This is a genomic window from Chitinophaga pinensis (assembly GCF_007896845.1).
Classification (GTDB): Bacteria; Bacteroidota; Bacteroidia; order Chitinophagales; family Chitinophagaceae; genus Chitinophaga; species Chitinophaga pinensis_C.
Genome location: NZ_VOHS01000008.1, coordinates 207,703 through 225,265, shown reverse-complemented (window position 1 = coordinate 225,265; position 17,563 = coordinate 207,703). Strand labels below are relative to the sequence as shown.

At 44.4% G+C, this 17,563-nt stretch carries 15 protein-coding genes; 5 read left to right on the top strand and 10 right to left on the bottom strand.

What is annotated here, in order from left to right; translation table 11 throughout:
* Window positions 1-6: 6 nt before the first annotated feature.
* Both FEF09_RS11140 and FEF09_RS11135 read left to right on the top strand, forming a co-directional pair.
* Window positions 7-603 carry a DUF4194 domain-containing protein gene (locus FEF09_RS11140; RefSeq protein ID WP_089811159.1) on the top strand — a complete coding sequence of 199 codons (597 nt, stop codon included), beginning with the start codon at window positions 7-9 and terminating at the stop codon, window positions 601-603.
* Between the two features lie 29 nt (window positions 604-632).
* Window positions 633-4,034: an ATP-binding protein gene (locus FEF09_RS11135; RefSeq protein ID WP_146305179.1), complete on the top strand. Its 3,402-nt coding sequence runs from the start codon at window positions 633-635 to the stop codon at window positions 4,032-4,034.
* An 81-nt stretch (window positions 4,035-4,115) separates the two neighbouring features.
* Here the strand turns inward: FEF09_RS11135 and FEF09_RS11130 are convergent, their stop codons facing one another.
* A complete protein-coding gene (locus FEF09_RS11130) occupies window positions 4,116-5,276 on the bottom strand; it encodes an iron-containing alcohol dehydrogenase (protein ID WP_146305178.1) in 1,161 nt (386 codons plus the stop codon).
* 392 nt (window positions 5,277-5,668) lie between these two features.
* Between FEF09_RS11130 and FEF09_RS11125 the strand changes: the two genes are divergently transcribed.
* A complete protein-coding gene (locus tag FEF09_RS11125) occupies window positions 5,669-6,031 on the top strand; it encodes a hypothetical protein (RefSeq protein ID WP_146305177.1) in 363 nt (120 codons plus the stop codon).
* On the opposite strand, the gene FEF09_RS11120 is transcribed toward FEF09_RS11125, so the two are convergent.
* The 4 genes from FEF09_RS11120 to FEF09_RS11105 form a co-directional block, all read right to left on the bottom strand.
* Entirely contained in the window at window positions 6,032-6,367 is a 336-nt protein-coding gene (locus FEF09_RS11120) for a carboxypeptidase-like regulatory domain-containing protein (protein WP_146305176.1), read from the bottom strand.
* Window positions 6,364-6,795, bottom strand: a complete 432-nt coding sequence (locus tag FEF09_RS11115; protein ID WP_146305175.1) for a hypothetical protein — start codon at window positions 6,793-6,795, stop codon at window positions 6,364-6,366. The genes FEF09_RS11120 and FEF09_RS11115 overlap by 4 nt, the downstream gene beginning before the upstream one ends.
* 57 nt (window positions 6,796-6,852) lie before the next feature.
* Window positions 6,853-7,581 (bottom strand): carboxypeptidase-like regulatory domain-containing protein, encoded by a 729-nt coding sequence (locus FEF09_RS11110; RefSeq protein WP_186774292.1) that lies wholly within the window; start codon window positions 7,579-7,581, stop codon window positions 6,853-6,855.
* Between the two features lie 75 nt (window positions 7,582-7,656).
* Window positions 7,657-8,787 (bottom strand): alpha/beta hydrolase, encoded by a 1,131-nt coding sequence (locus FEF09_RS11105; RefSeq protein ID WP_146305173.1) that lies wholly within the window; start codon window positions 8,785-8,787, stop codon window positions 7,657-7,659.
* A gap of 170 nt (window positions 8,788-8,957) precedes the next feature.
* On the opposite strand from FEF09_RS11105, the gene FEF09_RS11100 reads away from it, so the two are divergent.
* A complete protein-coding gene (locus tag FEF09_RS11100; RefSeq protein WP_089811172.1) occupies window positions 8,958-9,335 on the top strand; it encodes a winged helix-turn-helix transcriptional regulator in 378 nt (125 codons plus the stop codon).
* Between the two features lie 73 nt (window positions 9,336-9,408).
* Window positions 9,409-11,220, top strand: a complete 1,812-nt coding sequence (locus tag FEF09_RS11095) for a serine hydrolase (RefSeq protein ID WP_146305172.1) — start codon at window positions 9,409-9,411, stop codon at window positions 11,218-11,220.
* 88 nt (window positions 11,221-11,308) lie between these two features.
* Here the strand turns inward: FEF09_RS11095 and FEF09_RS11090 are convergent, their stop codons facing one another.
* The 5 genes from FEF09_RS11090 to serC form a co-directional block, all read right to left on the bottom strand.
* Window positions 11,309-11,971 carry a YceI family protein gene (locus tag FEF09_RS11090; protein WP_146305171.1) on the bottom strand — a complete coding sequence of 221 codons (663 nt, stop codon included), beginning with the start codon at window positions 11,969-11,971 and terminating at the stop codon, window positions 11,309-11,311.
* A 15-nt stretch (window positions 11,972-11,986) separates the two neighbouring features.
* Window positions 11,987-13,645, bottom strand: coding sequence for a phenylacetic acid degradation protein PaaN (gene paaN, locus FEF09_RS11085; protein ID WP_146305170.1), 1,659 nt, complete (start codon window positions 13,643-13,645; stop codon window positions 11,987-11,989).
* A 42-nt stretch (window positions 13,646-13,687) separates the two neighbouring features.
* A complete protein-coding gene (locus FEF09_RS11080; protein ID WP_146305169.1) occupies window positions 13,688-14,815 on the bottom strand; it encodes a tetratricopeptide repeat protein in 1,128 nt (375 codons plus the stop codon).
* Window positions 14,816-14,927: 112 nt separating this feature from the next.
* The gene (locus FEF09_RS11075; protein ID WP_146305168.1) at window positions 14,928-16,169 is read right to left on the bottom strand and encodes a DUF1015 domain-containing protein; all 1,242 of its coding nucleotides are present in this window, start codon (window positions 16,167-16,169) and stop codon (window positions 14,928-14,930) included.
* Between the two features lie 270 nt (window positions 16,170-16,439).
* Window positions 16,440-17,510, bottom strand: a complete 1,071-nt coding sequence (gene serC / locus FEF09_RS11070; protein WP_146305167.1) for a 3-phosphoserine/phosphohydroxythreonine transaminase — start codon at window positions 17,508-17,510, stop codon at window positions 16,440-16,442.
* Window positions 17,511-17,563 lie beyond the last annotated feature (53 nt).

The following is a 17,563-nucleotide window of genomic DNA, read 5'->3' as shown; positions in this document are numbered from 1 at the left end:
ACTATTATGAGCACAGCGAAAATACTACCTTATGCACCAGTAGTGGTAAAACTGTTGAAAGGCCCCGTAGAATATGTGGAGAAAGGCGCCTGGGAAAAACTGCTGCAATATAAAGTTGAACTCACCGGTTTTCTGCAGCAACTGGGTCTTTACCTCGTACTTGATGAACAGGATGGATTTGCTTTTGTAAAACATGCATTGTCTGAAGATGATGAAGCTTATGTAAGCTGGGTACATCGCCGTTCCTTCAGTTACGAAGAAAGCATCATGCTGGTGCTGCTGCGTGAGATGATGGCTGAATTTGAAATCAGTGAATCCGGTTCCCGTGAACTGATTAAAAAACGCCGGGAGATCAAAGAATACGCAGAGCTGTTTTTCAAGGAAGGCGCAAGCCGTATCAAATTCCTCAAAGAAATAGACAGACTGATTGATAAAGTGGAAGAAAGCGGATTCCTGCATCGTATAGAAAATCATGAAGTACCTGATGAACAGAAGTTCAGGATCAGGAAAATTATCAAAGCAAAAGTAGACAGTGAAGCACTGGAAACTTTTCAGCAGCAGCTGAGCGAACTGGCAATCGGCAGTAGTGTGGAAGCTGAATAACATACCATAAAAACTTTTTGTAAAGAACAATGCAGTTAAACGTTTTCAGTACTGATAATCATAAAAGTGGATTCCGCTTACAATACCTCGAGGTATTGAACTGGGGTACATTTGATGAACATATTCATAGTATTAAACCTAACGGGGAAACCAGTCTGCTGACAGGCGCCAATGGTAGTGGTAAAACCACTTTCATCGATGCTCTGCTGACTCTGATGGTACCCGAAAAAAGATACCGTTTCTATAACCAGAGTAGTGGTAGTGAGAAGAAGGGAGACAGAACGGAAGATTCTTATGTAATGGGTGGATACGGAATGGTCAACAATGAGGCCACCGGCGTAGCCAAAACCCTTTATTTAAGAGAGAATAAAGAAGATGCTTATAGTATCCTGCTGGCCAACTTTGCGAATGAAGCTGACCAATACGTAACCCTGTTTCAGGTAAGGTATTTCGTCAATGGAGATATGCGTAAGATCTTCGGTGTGGCCCACCGTGCGATGCATATAGCCGACGATTTTAGTCCGTTTGATATGGGTGGTACCTGGAAACGTCGTATCGATCAGCTGTATAACAAAGGTGGTCGCAGACAGGTAGAATGGTTTGATGCTGCCAGCAAATACGCACAGCGTATGGTGGAAGCGCTCGGTATGCAGAGCATACAGGCCGTACAGCTGTTCAACCAGACCGTTGGTATCAAAGTGTTGGGTAATCTGGATGATTTCATCCGTACCAACATGCTGGAACCTCGTAACATGGAAGAACAGTTTCAGGAACTGAAGAAACACCTGACTACCCTGTTAGATGCACAGCGTAACATTGAGAAAGCAGAAGAGCAGATCCGTTTGCTGGGCCCTATCAAAGAGCACCACGAAAACTTCTCTTCTTATCTGACCTCCATCATGCAGCTGAAGCAGGAGCTCAACACAGCTACCATCTGGAATAGCTTCACACGTAATCAGCTGTTGACACAGGCACTCATCGATCGTCGTCACGAAGTAGCGTCATTGCAGAAGAAGATCGAAGAGACAAAAGTCAATATGGCTGATCTGCTGGAACAGGAGCGTGTGACCAAAAACCTGATGGAGCAGAATAAAGCCGGTCAACGCTTACAACAGCTGGAAAAGGATATTCAGGACCTCGAAAAAAGGAAAACAGAAGCAGAAGAAAGCCTGAAAGAATTTGCTGCATGGTGTGAGACACTGCATGTGAAAGAAGAGGAAGTAAACGATGATGCAACTTATCAGCGTATACTGAAAGAAGCCAATCGTGCAGCTCTGAAACTGGAAACAGAACAGCGTCTGAATGAAGAAGATGAGTACAGTGCAAAACGTGTAAAAGAACGTGCAGAAAGTGAGAAAGAAACACTGGAAAAAGAAATAGAATTACTGCATCAGTCCAGAAATAACATCCCGTCTCACCTCGTGGATCTGCGTAAAGAGATCTGTAGCAGTCTGAGAATAGATGTAAGCGAGATCCTTTTCGCAGGTGAGCTGATACAGGTGAAATCTGAAGAGATTGAATGGCAACCTGCACTGGAGAAATTGTTGCACTCTTTCTCTTTGCGTTTGCTGGTGCCGGAGAAGCACTACAAAAAGGTAACTTCCTTTGTAAACAACAATAACCTGCGCACCCGCCTGATTTATTATCAGATCAAGGAGTCAGCGTTAACACTATATCCGGAAGACGATACCGTATATCACAAACTGGACTTCCATCCTGATCATAAACTGAGTCCCTGGGTACAGCAGCAGATCATTCAGAATTTCAGTTACGTATGTGTGAACAACGAACGGGAATTGCAAAGAAATGATATGGCCATCACTGTAGAAGGTCTGATCAAGAACCGTGACAGGCATGAAAAAGATGACCGTGCACATAGTAACGATGCTTCCCGTTATGTGATGGGTTGGAATAATGAGCGTAAAAAAGATGCACTCATTTCTAAAAGAAGTAAGCTCAATGAAGCCATTATTTCTTCCAATGAAATACTGCAGACCTGCAAGTCAAGATCCGCACGTTTGCAAAAACAGTTCTATGCAGCCGGACGCCTGAAAGAGCACAAAGGATTTGATGAAATCAATATCGGTAAGATCCAGAAAGGTATCCGTAAGGCACAGGATCAGATAGGATCGCTGACAGACGAAAATCAGGAACTGGACGCACTGAAACAACAACTGCTGGATATAGAACGCCAGAAAGAAGATAATCAGGAACTGCAGGCAATGCTGATCAGAAATGAAGCGCTGGAACAGCGTAACATTGAAGAAATGGAAGAAGAACAGCAGGCCATGCAACACCTGTTGCAGCACGTTACAGAAGGCGATAAAGATGAACTGCTGAACTTCCAGCAACAAAATGGTCATCTGCTGGGTAACGTCACTTTGGAGAATGTAGCGGCGATCTATAAATCACTGCGTGAGAATAAAGAACAAGACCTGCGACTGGCAGAAGATGCCCGTCATAAGGAAGAGGTCATGCTGAACAGAAGCATCAACCGTCTGAAGAATCCGCAGGCTGAAATATTACAACGATTCCCTGACTGGATCTCTGATGTACATGCATTATCTGATGATGCAGTACATGCGACCGAGTATATCGAATGGCTGGATAAACTGACGAATGATAATCTGCCGGGATACAAGAAAGATTTCGAAAGCTATATCAACGTCACCATTACTTATAAGATCGGTGGATTGAATGAAGAGATGGAGAAATGGGAGCGTGATATCAGCAATACTATCCAGAAACTGAATGATTCTCTGGCAGGTATTAACTTCAACAGATTGCCGGATACTTATATACAGCTGGTAAAACGACCGGTAGCTTCCGGTAGTGAAGCGCGTGAATTCAAGAGCCGTTTGCTGGATGCGTTACCACAGGCAGCCAACTGGCAACAAAGTACTTTTGAAGAAAAGGCACAGCACTTCCGGGAGAGAGTACAACCATTGATCGCCGCACTGGATGAAAGCGAAGCATATCGCGCACGCGTACTGGATGCCCGTAACTGGTTTGAATTCTGGGCAGACGAACGTTTCCGTGAGACGAATGAATCCAAAAAGATTTACCGTCAGATGGGACAATTATCTGGTGGTGAAAAAGCTCAGCTGACCTATACCATCCTGTGTAGTGCGATCGCTTACCAGTTTGGTATTACGAGAGAAGGTAAGAATGCAAGAAGCCTCCGGTTCATTGCGGTGGATGAAAGCTTCAGTAATCAGGATGAAGAAAAAGCAACCTATCTGATGGAGCTCTGTAAACAGCTGCATCTGCAATTGCTGGTGGTAACACCAAGCGATAAGATTCAGATCGTACAGAACTTCATTGCACACGTACACCTTGTACAACGTGTGAATGGACGTCAGAGTATCCTGTATAATATGACGGTAAAAGAATTGCAGAACAAGATGGCGGACTCGGAAGTCCCTGTATAATCTGTCAATAATATTGTGAAAAAGAAAACGCTTCAGCCGAATGGTTGAAGCGTTTTCTTTTTATTAGTATGTGTGGGCTGACTAATAGCTCATTTCTACAATCTTCTCCACATCTGCAGGAGTGAGGTCCTTTCTTTCTCCGATACCATTCCAGCCTCTCTCTATGAATTTCTGAGAAATTGTCTGTGCAGTACCTTTGAAATCACCTGTGTATTCAGATAGTCTGGTGTTGATTTCCAGAGAGTGGAAAAAATCTTCTGTTGCTTTGATGCCGGCTTCCGCTTTTTCATCTGTAGAGCCGGTAGTGATATTCCATACGCGTGCTGCATATTGGGCCAGCTTTTCCTTTTTACCGTTGAAATTATAGCGGTAATGGGACGGGGCGATAATAGCCAGTGTCCTTGCGTGGTCGATGCCAAAGAGTGCTGTCAGTTCGTGCCCCATAGCATGTACAGCCCAATCTGTAGGAACACCTTTCTGAATCAGTCCGTTCAGGGCCATGGTACAGCTCCACATGAAGTTGGCTGCGGCTTCATAGTCTGACGGATCTTTGATAACCCTTGGCGCTACCTCTACGAGGGTTTGCATGATGCTTTCTGCAATTCTGTCCTGCAATAATGCCCCGATAGGATAGGTCATATATTGCTCCATTACATGCGTGAAAGCATCTGTGATTCCATTGGCGATCTGGCGCTTAGGTACGGATGCGACAACCTGTGGATCAAGTACAGAGAATTGCGGGAATAATCCCGGTCCACCCATAGAGAATTTCTCCTGTGTCTCATGGCGACTGATCACGGCGCCTGAATTCATCTCAGATGCAGTAGCCGGTAATGTCAGTACGGTGCCGAAAGGCAGGCCTCTCTTCGTAACAATCCGTTGAGAAAGGATATCCCATGGATTATCACCTTCATATAATGCGGCTGAAGAGAGGAATTTTACACCGTCAATAACGGAGCCTCCGCCTACAGCCAGCATGAAATCGATCTTTTCGTCTTTGATGACTTTCAGTGCTTTCAACAATACTTCATATTCCGGATTAGCGGGAATACCACCGAATTCCAGGACATTGAACCCCTGTAAAGCCGATTTTACCTGATCATAAATACCATTCTGTTTAATACTGCCACCGCCATAGAGCATCAATAACTTTGCTCCGGCAGGAATTTCTTTTGCAAGATTGGCAATCTGTCCTTTGCCAAACAAGATCTTTGTCGGGTTCCTGAATTCAAAATTTAGCATGTGGGTCTGTTTGTTAAAGTAAGTGTACTGCGCTTTTCTCTACGTAGCAAATGTAAATAGCAGAGTACTATGATTAACATGCTATTACAGTAAATAGTTTGCTGTTCATTGTTAAAAAATGATGATCAGATACCCTTTCAGGGGGTAGTCCGGACCCGGTTATATATGTTGATCGCGTCAACTATTGAAGGCGGGGAGTTACTTGTTGTTACTTAAAGTAATTAATAATCAATGTAATAAAATATTGACTTAATCAATTATATAGTAAATGGTGTTCATCAGCTGCAATAGCTCTGTGTACACTCGTCTGATACGGGGATACGCCCCTGCATTTTAGCAAAACTTTAAGGCAAACAGTCCTATCTTGTGTAGGAAACAAGGAAACAGCAGTCATGATCAGAGCAATTAAGTTATACACCGGAGAAGACGGACATTCGCATTTCACTATTGGCACCGTAACGCACAGAGATGTGAAAGAGGCAGATTCTATTATGTTCAATGAAACAGCTCCCCGTTCCACCTACGACTGGCACCCTGCGCCAACTACACAATATGTCATTACTTTATCCGGTACACTGTTGTTTGAAACTTATCACGGGGAACAGTTTACACTGAGACCGGGAGATGTCCTGATCGCCATGGACACGCACGGTACAGGTCATAAATGGGAACTGATAGATGATCAGCCATGGAGACGTGTATATGTTACTTTCAAAGACGGGGTTGACTTTAACTTCGTTCCTGACGCACAATAATTACCGACGACTGAACAGACGACGTAAGCGGGCACGCAGACTATTATCTGAATGATAAGGTTTACCATTTTTATCAATCAGCATAAGTCCGGTGGTTGCCATCGTTTTCATGATCACAACCAGTTCTTCTGAAAGAGACTTTTCATCCAGTTGCACAGTGACTGCCTCTGATTGCATACCCAGTGCCTGTATTGTCAGTCTGACTTCCCCTGCGTATAAAGCCTTCGGAATCTGCAACTGGAAATATCCATGCAGATCTGAGACTGTACCTATATTGGTATCATTAACACGTATGGTAGCGGCGATAAGCGTGTCTTTCTCTCTTCCTTCTCTCATGAATGTTCTCCTTTGATGATATATGAGGAAGAATCATTTTCTGCTGTTATCAGATTTGTTTGTTCCTCAGGAGCGATAACAACCGGGAATTGCATCGTTACCTGCTTCTCTTTTGCAGCTGCTTTTGACTGCTGTGTAAATAGTGCCAGTAAGCTCGTAAAGCCTGCAAAAACAGCAGCAGGTATAAATCTATGCCGTTCCTGTGATAATGCTTGTATTGGTGTGTTTAGCTGATCCGGAAGGAATCTTCCACAGTGATTGCCGGGATGTGTTTTTAAGAAATCAATTATTTGCTGATCGCTCATCACCGTAAAATCCGTCACTGCTTTCTGGCAGCTTTCACAGAAGCGACCTTTTTCTACCGGGGTCATATCCGACCATGATTCATGGCAGGGAGTGGGGATGGATATTGTAAATCCTTTTTTCATAAGTGGGCTTTTGATAAGGGGTAAACCCGTCAGAAATAGGTTTACTTAAAGTTACTACTAATGAAACAAAGAACCTATCTTATATTTTAACCTTCTCCAGGCATTAAGCGGTCTGCAGGTACTGATACCTCCGGCTATGACGCCTTGTTCATCAGACAGGTACGCGGGTTCAAGTATAACTACCAGATCTTTTGGTATTGCATGCAATGAAATCGGGATCTCTTTGGGTAGATATCCAAGGCTTGTAATCCGGATGACAATGGTTGTATCTTTTGCTTCTGTAAAGGCACTCAACCTGAACTTACCATCGTTGTCACTTATAACGCCATGCGACGTTTTTTCAATAATAATATTCGCTGCGGGGATAGGGAAATTTGTGCTGTCCGTTACTCTGCCCGTGATAACAGGGATGGAATCGCAGGGCAGGCGTATATTATCTTCTTCTCTGTTGTTAACCTGTATCTTCTCCACTGCCGTATGCTTTGCACTTACCGCTGGCGCTGTTAATGTCAGTGCTGATAACATGGCCGCAATTTTCATCCACGGCGCATTTTTTTCAGCTGTATATATTTCCCTGTTAAGCTGTGAAACATGCAAACGTCCACAGATCTGCTCTTTTGAACGATTCACAATATTGGCTACCTCATGATCACTCATGTTTGAAAAGTCAATCACTGTTTTCTGACAGTGTTGACAGAAGCGCCCTTTTTCATTTGGCGTCATCTGGTTCCAGTTCTCAGCACATGGCTGGGGAATATGCAGCGTAAAGGGATTTTTCTTTTTCATAACTACAGGATGCATAAAAATACCGGAATCCATAGATCTCCATAAAAAAAACCGGGTCTCCCCGGTTCCTTAATATTATTGAGTAACGTTATGTAAAAAGCGCTCTATCGCATAGGTAGAAAGTTGTCCGCCGGGACCTTTCAGATTATAGTCAAAACCATGCGTAGCCCATGGCAATGCAAGGAAAAAGTGTTTGACGCCATTATCTGTCAATTTCTTATTGAGACGGGTGCTATGCTCATAGGCAACCAATGCATCATTTGCGCCGTGGATGATAAGCGTAGGAACGGCATGTTTATCTGCAAATTCGATCGGGGAACTGGCTGCATAGTTGCCCGGTACTGCCCCATAGGTTCCTCCCAGATAGTTTTCTAATACTTTACGGGAGTCCATGACCAGCGGATTGGCGGGGAGGGAGTAACCCCATACCATATCTGCCGGGCCATAAAAGTCAACTACAGCTTTCAGACCGGGTACCTGTTGCCGGTAAGCTGCTAACAGCGCTATTTGCGCGCCTGCAGAACGGCCTAACAATACGAAATTGTCTGTGTCGATCTGGAATTCGGAGGCATGCGCACGCAGGTAATCCATTGCTGCATATACATCTTCAATAGGAGCTGGGCAAAGGAAGGCCGGGGCCAGTCTGTAATTCATAGAAACGACATGGTATCCGGCATGTGCCAGATAGCTGTTCAGTTCCGGCAGCTGCTTACTGTCTCCGCTGCTCCACGAACCTCCATGTACGACAACGACACAGGGCCGGAGTCCGGACTGTTGCGCGGGATAGAAGTCCAGTGAGGAAGAGGTTAAGTTGTCTGTACGGTAGGCATATGTTTTTGCTGTGACCTTTGGCTGTGGATAGTCGGTCAGCATCGTAATAAGACTGAAAGGAACTGTCCGGCCGGCTTCATCATCCTGTTCATCCAAAGCTTTATCCATCGCTGCAGGAAGATCTCTGGCAATGAAATACGCCCTGATAATGGGAGAGATGTACAGCAGGAGTGCCGCTATCCCGATCAGTGTACCTGCCAGCTGAAATCTGCCGGGATATAGTCCTGTAACCAGTAATACAAAGGTAATAGTGATAAATACCCATGCGAATTCAGCGACGCCGATCGCCAGCATCCATAGGTGATAGGTAGGCGCTCGGAAAACGGACAGCAGGGAGACCAGAAAAGCGATGATGATGAAGACTAAACGGACCATATGTACTTTTTGTGGAACATGTAATGTTCCTGCGGCGTAAAGATATGAATGGAACCTGATATGATCCGGTACTATTAAAATGGGTAAGGGGCCAAGCCATCCATCCCAAACTGCTTTGACATCTAAGGCAATAGCAGTAATTTGAGTCTATCGACAAAAACGTGTTGTATATGGCAGAAAGAAAAACCAATTCATCTAACTATCAGAACCAGTCTTACCTGGAAAGCAAATGTCCTCTGAACGAGCTATTGTTCACCATGAGCAGACGCTGGACCACAGACGTCCTCTTTTGCATTGAGGAAGGTAATAATCGTTTTTCCGGTATCAGGGAAGAGCTGGCTTATATTACAGATCATATTCTGTCTGACAGGCTTAAAACATTGGAGAAAACAGGACTGATCACCCGTCATCAGTTTCCGGGTATGCCGCCTAAGGTGACTTATGCGTTAACGGAACATGGTGTGGAATTATGTAATCTGTTGTCTAAACTGTGCGATTTCTCAAGCCTGATATACGAAGAGAAAGAAGAGAAAGCTGTCACCGCCTGAAAGCAATGTTCCACGTTATGAAGAACTGTGGGTTTTAAGTAAGTTTTGTATCTTGGCTTACTAAATTCCCAACATGAGAAAAGTTAGCCTGTATCTGTGTCTTCTGCTGATCGCCGTTCTGCGTGTCAGTGCACAATCAAATGACAAACAATTGCAGCGTCTTGCCGGCGTTGATAAGATCGTAGAGAAAATGTTGCATGACTGGCATGCCGCTGGTGTGGCTGTTGCTGTTGTGGAGAAAGACAAGGTGATCTATACCAAAGGTTTTGGCTACCGGGATTATGAGAAAAAACTACCGGTGACCCCTAATACTGTATTTGCGATAGGTTCCTGTTCCAAAGCATTCACTTCTGCATTACTCGGCGTGTTAAGAGAAGAGGGAAAACTGGATTTTGAAACCCCTGTACGTAATTACCTCCCTGAACTCGTATTCTACAATGATGATATGAATGCACATATCACCCTGCGGGATATGATGAGCCATCGTACCGGTCTTTCCCGTTATGACTATTCATGGTATCTGTTCGGCGCACCTACACGGGATTCTCTCTTATACCGCATTCGTTTTATGGAGCCTAATGAGCCATTGCGTTACAAATGGCAGTATAACAACTTTATGTTTATGGCTCAGGGCTCAGTGGCAGAGAAGCTGACGGGTAAAAGCTGGGAAGAAAATATGAAGCTCCGCTTCTTTGACAGTCTGGGTATGACGCACTCCTCAACTGGTATTGATGGTTTTAAAGTAGAAGATGCAGCAGTGGGATATAAGGTAACCAAAGACACGGCCATCACCAAAACAGACTATAAAGATATTCAGATCATCGCTCCCGCGGGTAGTATCAACAGTAGTGTCAGTGATATGGCACACTGGGTATCTGCATGGATCAATGGAGGAAAATATAATGGTAAGCAGGTAATACCAGCTGCCTATGTCAGCGAGGCACAAAGCGCACAAATGGCAATGGGAGGTGGAAGACCGGGAAAAGATCAGCCGGAAGTACATGGCAGCGACTACGGTCTGGGATGGATGATCTCTTCTTATCGTGGACACTATCAGGTAGAGCATGGTGGCAATATCGACGGATTTACTGCCAGCACCTGTTTCTATCCTTCAGATAGTATTGGTATTATCGTACTGGCTAATCAGAATGGTTCTCCGGTACCTATGTTGGTCAGGAACCTCTTTTCTGACAGACTGCTTGGATTGAAATACTATGCCCTGACAGATTCCATGCTGAAAAAGAGAGCGGCTCAATTAGCCATGGATAAAAAAGGGCAGGAAAGTAAAGATACAGCGAAAGTGAAGGGAGCAGGTGTGATCCGTAGCCTGAGTGACTATACAGGCGTTTATGTCAGTAAATCATTTGGCAGTTATGAGGTCGTTATTCAGAACGACTCTTTATTTGCTTTGATCCCGCAGGAAAAGAATTACCTGAAGCATGTGGCTTTTGATATTTTTCAAACATATGAGGTAGATAAATACACCGGCATTGATACCACTGCACCGGGTTCAAAGATCAAATTCAATGCAGATATGAACGGTGATATCAGTGAATCCGAGATTGATCTGGGTGTAAAAGATGCGGTACATTTTAGCAGAACACCTAAGATAGCACCACTTGGAAAAGCCGCTTTGGAGAAATACCTCGGCGTCTATTCTTTCGGAGGAATGGAGGCAACGGTACATATAAAAGGAGAGGACCAGCTGATGATGAATGTACCCGGACAAATGGACTTTACATTAGTACCTGTTGATAAAAACAAGTTCGCCTTGAAGGAAGTGAAGGGCTTTACAGTAGAATTCAGTGTGAATGATAAAGGTGATGTAGTGTCACTGACTTCTATACAACCGAATGGCCGCTTTAAAGCAGATAAGAAGAAATAATCAGGTAATAAAAAGCATAAAATAAAAGGAGGCTGTCTACCTTATGGCGGACAGCCTCCTTTTATTTTATGCTTATACAGCGGATATATTATCTCGCGGCAGTGATCCTGAACTCAAGATTTACCACTGAATTGATCAGTTTATCCTGCATGGATTTATCGGCCCTATAGGTCATACCCCACAGTGTTCTGTCAATATTGAAATTAGCCATGGCTGTGATAGTCCCATTTTCAAACCTGATAATAGCAGGAAAGGAGATATTCTTCGTGATATTCTTGATCGTCAGATTACCCTGTACTGTATAATTGGCGTTCTTCATCAATACCTCATTGCCTACAGAAGGTGTAAAGTCGCTCACATTGGTGATCTCGAAAGTGGCCACCGGGAATTGTGCCACATCAAAGAACAGCGGACCTTTTAACTCATCTTCCAGTTTACGTTTCAGAGAAGTATCTGATTTTGACAGGTCGATATTTTCAAGGGAGTTCATACGGATTATGATATTACCACCGGTGATGGCGGTATCTTTTACCAATAACTTCCCTTCCTGCAGTGTAAAACGGCCGGTGTGTTTGCCGGTAGGCTTGGTGCCTATCCAGCGTAATTCGCTGTTAGCGGTGTCAACCAGGTATGGGCTTCCTTTTCCCTCTTTTACCGGGTGAGCCTCTGTAATGGTCGCCTTGTCAGCTTTCGGAGCCTGTTCACAGGCTGCCAGCAAGGCGATCAGCATGATAGAAAGTATATATTTCATAAACAAATTATTCCGTCAGCTTCCGGCCACTTCCCGGTTTCCTACCCATACGAACCGACGCAGGATAAATTCCGGATTAGTGAAACTGGCATTTCCGGCAGGGTTGCCTCCTGTCACATGAAAATCAGAAAATGCCGCATGCTGGTTTACCCAGATGAATCCGGTAAAGTTAAAGGATACAGGTGTAAATACCCCATTCATCTCGTCGGTGATCTTCTCTTTCATTTCGGGACTGGTGGTATAGGCCGCGCAGGTGATCGCACCATGTTGCTGCGCCATTTGCCGGGCCAGCTGTATGGATTCATTGGTATCCTTTGTTTTAATCAGCAACAAAACCGGGCCAAATAATTCCTGTTCGAAGATATGTTTATCGTTGCTGCTGACTTCCAGTATTGATGGTGTGCAACCACGGGCATGGGTAAACTCTTCATTAACCAGTGGTTGTCCTTCTAGGATAACTTTTGCACCCAGTTTGCCCGCATTATGCGCCCTTTCCAGGGTGTTTTCGTTCTGCAGGGCGCCAAGTGTACCTGCTCCCATTTTAGGGTTGTTTACGAGGCTTACAACTGCATCCCTGAATTTCTGTACTACCTCATCGAAGGAAAGTTTACCATTGCTGGTTGTAATGCCTTCCGCAGGAATAAAGAAATTTTGCGGAGCAGTACACATCTGTCCTGAATATAATGACACGGAGAAAGCCAGATTCTGCATAACAGCATCTATGTCGGCCACACTGTCGATGATAACAGAGTTGACACCTGCTTTTTCAGTGAATACAGTCTTGTTTTTCAATGACTCCACATAATTACCAAAGGCACTGCCGCCGGTATAGTCAATCAGCTGAATGCCCGGATGCTCACACAGGGTTTTTGTAATAAGCTCTGTTGAAGTATCCGCTGCCAGCTGACAAAGGGAAGGGCTGAAGCCTTTCTCCTGTAATACCTGCTGGATGGCAGCTACGACAATGGCAATCGGGAGAATAGCTTTCGGATGAGGTTTTACAATGACCGGGTTACCTGTTACCAGATCCGCATAAATGCCCGGTAATGAGTTCCAGACAGGGAAGGTGGAACAACCTATCACCAGACCTACACCTTTAGGGATGGCCCGGAAATTCTTTTTCAGCTGCAGGGAGGTTTTACCCATTGGCTTTTCCCACATCAGGGATGCCGGATAACGGCTGCCTTCGTGATATCCCATGGCAATTGCTTCAAGTGCTCTGTCATTGGCATGCGGGCCGGAAGCCTGAAAGCTCATCATAAAGCTCTGTCCGGTGGTATGCATCGTCGCGTAGGCAATATCAAAGAAGCGTTCTTTGACCGCTTCCAGTGTTTCTACAAGTATGTCGGCACGTACGTCTACAGTGGTATTACGCCATTGAGGTGCTGCCGCAATAGCACGATGAACCAGTTCGTCCGGAGAGAAGATCGGGTAGGTAATGCCCAATGCTTCCTGTGTATAAGGAGACACTTCTTCTCCTGCCCAGGAAGTTTCTCCTGCCTGCAGTAATTGCTTAAAGGGTTGTTGCAACAGTGCTTTATAGCGGGTCTCGCCCTGCTCTGCTGCATTTTCACCATAGGCTTTGGGGTGTTCCGGGTACTGTGAATAGAAAGCCCGTTCATGATTCGCCTTTACGGCTTTCTCAATTGTGTTTTGGTGTTTGATGTTAAACATATGTGGAATTTGAGAATTGATTACCTGATTGGCTCAATCACCTCACCTCACCATCGTAAACTTATTGTCGTTGTAATATTCATCCGCTCTTAACTTCAGTGGGTGATTACGCTGATATTGTAAAAAAGTATCGTATTCTGCTTTGTGCATGGTTGTCCAGGCTCTGTATGCCGGCTGATTAGCTACAGGACCAAACATCCATTGGTTATATGCTTCAAACATGCCCTGTTTCAGGAGGGTACGCTGATAATCGAAAAGTGCATATGGAAAACGCAGACCGGAAAAGTTGTACCAGTCCAGCAGGAAGCGGGTACGCAGCATAATGAGGGTCTCCGGATCTATACCGGCCATTACGACACTGAGCTGTTTACCCATAGACGCTTTGAATGCAAGCGCAAAATCAGCTACTGCCTTCTTCCTGTTTTTATTTTCGTTTTCGTCTTCGATAGCTTTATTAAGCTGAGCAGGATCGTTGTATAACGATTTATAGGCATCCAGCAGCAATGTTCTGACTTCTGCGGTACGCGCGGTATAACTTTCCAGATTGACAAATATTTCCCCATATATGATTACCCAAACCGGGTTGTTCATATACACATAAGCTTTAATGGCATTGTAGTAGTTGCCGGAGAAGTTGGGTGCTTTCTCAATACCTTTCAGATAGCTACCCATACCTCCTTCAAATACTTTGAGGAACATGAGCAACTGTCCGTTATCATTATACAGTTCTCCGCTTTCCGGAAACTTACGCAGAGCTTTTTCATACAGCTTCTGTGCTGTTTTCCATTCCTGACGGGACTGATAAATGTTACCCGCGATCTGGAAAGTTTGCTCGTCTGCTTCTTTTTTATTGAGAATGGGTTCAATGATATTTTTTGCTTTATTCATATCTCCCTGGAGATAATATGCAAAGCCGAGCTGTTTTTTAAAGTCTATATTATCAGGTTCCTGTTGCAGTGCCTGGTTTAATACCAGAATAGCGTTGGAATAATCACCATCACGTATAAATCCTGTCGCTGTCGTATATAATTCCTTTGCATCCTGTGCGGACGCAGTTATTACAGAAGAAAATAATATAGCAGTAAATAACCCTGCTCTTAATAATGAAGCCCTCATATTCATGCCGATCAGACGTTTGCTGTAAAAGTAAAGAAAAAATGTGCCAAACATTCAGTCCGGCAGCCCGAATGCCTGTTTCGGGACTGTTTCTTGTGTATTAACACTATCTGTAAAAACAAACGCCCGCCGTACCGGCAGGCGTCTGAATAGTATGATGAAGCAGTTAAATCATCTGGGAGATAAGGCCATCACGCAGCTTAGGTTCAAACCAGGTGCTCTTCGGAGGCATTACATTGCCGCTGTCAGCGATGTCAAACAGCTGCTGAATAGTAACCGGATAAAGTGCAAATGCAACTTTCATTTCGCCGCTATCGACTCTTTTTACCAGTTCCTGCAGTCCGCGGATACCACCCACAAAATCAATACGTTTGTCGGTACGCTGATCTTTGATACCCAGTATTTTATCCAGTACATTGTTAGAGAGGATAGTCACATCGAGGATGCCGATAGGATCAGTTGTGTAAGTACCTTCTTTCGCTACCAGACGGTACCAGGTTCCTTCCAGATACATGCTGAATTCATGCAGCATGGAGGGCTGTTGTGGCAGGTGACCGATTGATTCTACGGTGAAATCGTATTCCAGACGGGAAAGCAGGGCTTCTTTGGTCAGACCATTCAGGTCTTTTACCAGACGGTTATAGTCCAGTATTACCAGCTGGCTGGCAGGGAAGATGGTGGTCAGGAAGAAATTAGCCGGATCATCGGTACCGATCATCTGTTTTTCTTCGAATTCTTTCTGTACCAGTGATGCAGATGCTGCGCGGTGGTGACCATCAGCGATATAAGTGTGCGGCACTTTGCTGGCAAACAGAGAGGTGATCTGGTTTACAGCGCTTTCTTCGTTCACTACCCATACAGTGTGCTGTATACCATCAGCAGCAGTGAAGTCGTAAGCAGGTGCATTCGCATGAATCCAATGATCAATCAGGGAGTTTACTTCCGGAACGTCATTGTATGCAAGAAATACATTACCTGTCTGTGCACGGGTGGTTTTGATATTGTTGATACGGTCCAGTTCTTTATCAGGGCGCGTAAATTCATGCTTTTTAATAATACCCATGTTGTAATCTGATACGGAGGAAGCACATACCAGACCTGTCTGGGTGCGGCCGTTCATGATCAGACGATAGATATAATAGCAAGCGGTATTGTCCTGAAACAGCGTACCTTCTTTGATAAATTTCTGCAGGTTTTCGGCAGCTTTATCATATACGGACTGACTGTACACATCGGTACCTTCGGGAAGGTCAATTTCCGACTTGGAAACATGGTAAAACGAGTACTGGTTACCGGCAGCTTCTGCCTTTGCCTCTGCTGCGCTGAGCACATCGTAAGGGCGGGCAGCAACTTTGTCTGCAAGTTCCGGAGTAGGTCTTAATCCTCTGAAGGGTCTGATGATTGCCATGATAATAGATTGTTAGGCCGCAAAAGTAAATAATTAATTTTTCCCGTCTAAGCGATAGTCAATTAGCAATTAGGAATTAAGAATCGGGAATCAGTGTAGTAAATGATTGAACACCCAATTAATGGTGGCATTTTTAAATGAAATGGGTCCAAATAAAAATGGCGCCTCAATAATGAAGCGCCATTCTCTTTATGACTTTAATAATATGCAGAATATTATCTATGTGACAGTCTGATCACAACAATTCCTGATTTGTAATGTCTGATTGCATTACGCTTTCTTCAGGCTGAAATACTTCATCGCTTCCACCAATACTTCTACACTCTCATATGGCAGTGCATTGTAAAGAGAAGCTCTGAAGCCACCTACGAGACGGTGACCCTTGATACCTACGATATCTTCTTTCTTGCAGAATTTGAGGAATTCTTCTTCCAGTTCAGGTTTATCCATAATGAACGATACGTTCATACGGCTCCTGTCTTCTTTCTGAGCGGTACCGCGGAACAATGGATTCTGATCGATTTCATTGTACAGCAGACCTGCTTTTTTCTCATTTTCTTTTTCCATAGCAGCAGCACCACCCTGTTCTTTTAACCAGCGGAGTGTGAGCATAGAAATATAGATAGCAAATACGGGAGGGGTGTTCAACATGGAACCGTTCTCAATATGATTACGGTAATCGAGGATCGTTGGAATCTTACGTGTGACTTTACCCAATGCGCTTTTGCGGACAATTACGAGTGTAGTGCCTGCTGCTCCCATGTTTTTCTGGGCGCCTGCGTAAATGAGCGTGAATTTGTTGAAATCCAGTGAACGGCTGAGTATATCACTACTCATGTCAGCGATCAACGGAACATCTGTCTCCGGCATCTTCTGCCACTGCGTACCATAAATGGTATTGTTAGTGGTGATGTGCAGGTAGGTAGATTTTGGGGAGATGTTGAACTGCTTAGGTATGTGGTTATAACTGCTGTCTTTTGAACTGGCAGCAACATCCACGAAACCGTACTGTTTCGCTTCTTTTATAGCCTTATTGCTCCAAACACCGGTATCAATATAAGATGCCGTGCCGTCGTTTTCGAGGAGGTTCAGCGGTATCTGCATGAACTGCGTTGTCGCACCTCCATGAAGATAGAGAACTTCGAAATCGTCTTCGAGTTGCATCAACTCTTTAACAAGATCCCGTGCTTCGTCCAATACAGCCTGAAACAATGGAGTTCTATGCCCTATTTCCAAAATAGACATTCCTGAACCTTCAAAGTCAATCAAAGCTTTACTGGCCTTGTACAGCACCTCATTCGGCAATATGGAAGGCCCTGCGTTAAAATTGTGCACCTTCATAGGTCGTTCTAAGTTAAATAAATTGTTTGCTTGTTCCACTTTGTTTGGTTTTG

Bases quoted from the DNA above. Each gene is read 5' to 3' on its own strand.
- FEF09_RS11140 (WP_089811159.1), top strand. From the start codon at position 7: ATGAGCACAGCGAAAATACTACCTTATGCACCAGTAGTGGTAAAACTG.
- FEF09_RS11135 (WP_146305179.1), top strand. From the start codon at position 633: ATGCAGTTAAACGTTTTCAGTACTGATAATCATAAAAGTGGATTCCGC.
- FEF09_RS11130 (WP_146305178.1), bottom strand. From the start codon at position 5,276: ATGCTAAATTTTGAATTCAGGAACCCGACAAAGATCTTGTTTGGCAAA.
- FEF09_RS11125 (WP_146305177.1), top strand. From the start codon at position 5,669: ATGATCAGAGCAATTAAGTTATACACCGGAGAAGACGGACATTCGCAT.
- FEF09_RS11120 (WP_146305176.1), bottom strand. From the start codon at position 6,367: ATGAGAGAAGGAAGAGAGAAAGACACGCTTATCGCCGCTACCATACGT.
- FEF09_RS11115 (WP_146305175.1), bottom strand. From the start codon at position 6,795: ATGAAAAAAGGATTTACAATATCCATCCCCACTCCCTGCCATGAATCA.
- FEF09_RS11110 (WP_186774292.1), bottom strand. From the start codon at position 7,581: ATGAAAAAGAAAAATCCCTTTACGCTGCATATTCCCCAGCCATGTGCT.
- FEF09_RS11105 (WP_146305173.1), bottom strand. From the start codon at position 8,787: ATGGTCCGTTTAGTCTTCATCATCATCGCTTTTCTGGTCTCCCTGCTG.
- FEF09_RS11100 (WP_089811172.1), top strand. From the start codon at position 8,958: ATGGCAGAAAGAAAAACCAATTCATCTAACTATCAGAACCAGTCTTAC.
- FEF09_RS11095 (WP_146305172.1), top strand. From the start codon at position 9,409: ATGAGAAAAGTTAGCCTGTATCTGTGTCTTCTGCTGATCGCCGTTCTG.
- FEF09_RS11090 (WP_146305171.1), bottom strand. From the start codon at position 11,971: ATGAAATATATACTTTCTATCATGCTGATCGCCTTGCTGGCAGCCTGT.
- paaN (WP_146305170.1), bottom strand. From the start codon at position 13,645: ATGTTTAACATCAAACACCAAAACACAATTGAGAAAGCCGTAAAGGCG.
- FEF09_RS11080 (WP_146305169.1), bottom strand. From the start codon at position 14,815: ATGTTTGGCACATTTTTTCTTTACTTTTACAGCAAACGTCTGATCGGC.
- FEF09_RS11075 (WP_146305168.1), bottom strand. From the start codon at position 16,169: ATGGCAATCATCAGACCCTTCAGAGGATTAAGACCTACTCCGGAACTT.
- serC (WP_146305167.1), bottom strand. From the start codon at position 17,510: ATGAAGGTGCACAATTTTAACGCAGGGCCTTCCATATTGCCGAATGAG.